This window comes from Roseomonas sp. TAS13, from assembly GCF_001950415.1.
In the GTDB taxonomy this organism is placed as follows: domain Bacteria; phylum Pseudomonadota; class Alphaproteobacteria; order Acetobacterales; family Acetobacteraceae; genus Roseomonas; species Roseomonas mucosa.
In genome coordinates this window covers 1-2,223 of sequence record NZ_BDLP01000539.1, presented here as the reverse complement: position 1 = coordinate 2,223, position 2,223 = coordinate 1, and the positions used below count along the sequence as shown (strand labels likewise).

2 protein-coding genes are annotated in these 2,223 nt (G+C 72.5%); both read left to right on the top strand.

What is annotated here, in order from left to right; all coding sequences use genetic code 11:
* Nucleotides 1-1,962, top strand: a 1,962-nt coding sequence (locus ROTAS13_RS23315) for a penicillin-binding protein 2 (RefSeq protein WP_139323527.1), incomplete at its 5' end; no start/stop codon positions are given.
* Nucleotides 1,959-2,223 (top strand): Mur ligase domain-containing protein (locus ROTAS13_RS23310; RefSeq protein ID WP_253187751.1); only part of this gene is annotated, 265 nt, incomplete at its 3' end. The genes ROTAS13_RS23315 and ROTAS13_RS23310, both read left to right, overlap by 4 nt.

Below are 2,223 nucleotides of genomic sequence, written 5' to 3'. Positions count from 1 at the left end.
CCGCTGCTCCATACCCGTGCGCGGGTGGAAGGCCGGAACCCCGGTGAGCATGGCGGCACGGGTGGCCGCGGGCGCGGCTCGCAGCCGGACCTCGCCCGCCGTGCCGCGCTGGAACGCTCGCGCGGCCGGCTGGTGATCACCGCGCTGGGCTTCGGCCTGCTCTTCGCGGCGGTGGGTGCCAAGCTCACCCTGGCCACGCTGATCGACCCGCGCGAGCCGCGGCGGATCGCCATGCGCCCCAATACCGGCGCACCCGTGGCCACCGCCGCCTCGCGCGCCCCGATCACCGACCGCAACGGGGAGATCCTGGCCGTCTCCCTGCCGGTGACGGAGCTGGTCGCCAACCCGAGGGTGATCGACAACCCGGCCGATGTCGCCGACAAGCTGATCAGGATCCTGCCGCAGATGGAGCGCGACAAGCTGGTCGCGCGGCTGTCGGGCGACCGCCAGTTCGTCTACATCGCCCGCGCCCTGACGCCGCGGCAGACCCAGGCGGTGAACGACCTCGGCGTGGCCGGGCTGGAGTTCCACACCTCCGAGCGCCGCTACTATCCGCAGGGACGCGCCGCCGTGCACGTGCTCGGCAACGTGGACGTGGACAACGAGGGCGTCTCCGGCGTCGAGCGCTTCTTCAACGAGCGGCTGCGCCTGAAGCCCGAGGAGGAGCTGCGCCTTTCCCTCGACGTGCGCGCCCAGGTGGCGATGCGCGATTCGCTGCAGCAGGCGATCAACGACTTCAACGGCATCGGCGGCACCGCGATCTTGGAAGACGTCCGCACCGGCGAGATCATCACCATGATCTCGCTGCCGGACTACGATGCCGGCGACATCGGCGGCGCCACGCCGGAGCAGCGCTTCAACCGCGCGACCGTCGGCACCTACGAGCCCGGCTCGACCTTCAAGCTGCTCACCGCCTCGATGGCGCTGGAAAGCGGCACGAGCAACATCTACAGCAGCTTCGACGCCAGGAACCCGCTTCGCATCGGCCGCTTCACGATCCGGGACTTCCAGGGCAAGAACCGCGTCCTCTCCTTTCCCGAGGTCCTCGCCTACTCCTCCAACCTCGGCGCCGCCCGCATGGCTTGGGCCGCCGGGCCGCAGCGGCAGCGCGACTTCCTGCTGCGCATGAACATGCTCTCGAAGCTGCACCTGGAGTTGCCCGAGCTCGCCACGCCGCTGGCGCCCCCGGCCTCGCTGTGGAAGGAGGCGAGCACCTACACCATCGCTTTCGGCCAGGGCATCAGCGTCACGCCGCTGCACGTGGTCAACGCCATCTCCACCATCGCCAATGGCGGCATCCTGCGGCAGCCGACCCTCGTGGCGCAGCCGCCGGGGGTGGAGCGCCCGGGCACGCGCGTGATCTCGGAAGCCACCACCGCCATCGTGCGCAAGCTGATGCGCCTCGTGGTGACGGACGGCTTCGGCAAGACCGCCGAGGTCCCCGGCTACTTCCCCGGCGGCAAGACCGGCACGGCGCAGAAGGCCGGCGCGCATGGCGGCTACGTCCAGGGCAAGCGCATCGCCGCCTTCGTCGCCGCCTTCCCGATGCAGGCGCCGCGCTACGCGATCTACATGATGATCGACGAGCCGAAGCCGAACGCGAAGAGCTACGGCTACGCCACCGCCGGCTGGGTCGCAGCGCCCGCCGCCGGCCGCGCCATCGCCCGCGTCGCGCCGATCCTGGGCATGGTGCCGGACGATCCCAAGGACCCGGCGATCAACCAGGCGCTCTACATCCCGCTGCAGCCCGGCCGTGGTCCTGCGCCTTCCGCGCCGGCGGCGAGCAAGCCCGCCCAGGCTTCCGTGCCCGCCACCACCCGCCCGGCCTCGACCCCGATGCGGGCCGCGCCGCCGCCGGCCACCGCCACGCCGCCCGGCACGCCGGAACACCCCGCGCGCGGCCCGCTGCGCGTCACCGATGCCAGCGAATGGCGCAACGCGGAGGCGTCGCCGCCACGATGACGACCGCGACCGCCCCAGGGCATGGGGATGCCGCGATCGCTCTCGACCGGCTCGCGCACACCATCGGCCTTTCCCTGCCGCCAGGCATATCCGGGACCACTGCCCGCATCGCCGGGGTGACCGCCGACAGCCGCGCCGTGGCGCCGGGCTTCCTGTTCGCCGCCCTGCCCGGCTCGCGCAGCGACGGGCGCGCCCATATCGGCGATGCGGTGGCGCGCGGCGCCGTTGCCGTGTTGGCGCCGGAAGGCACTGCCTGGCCGG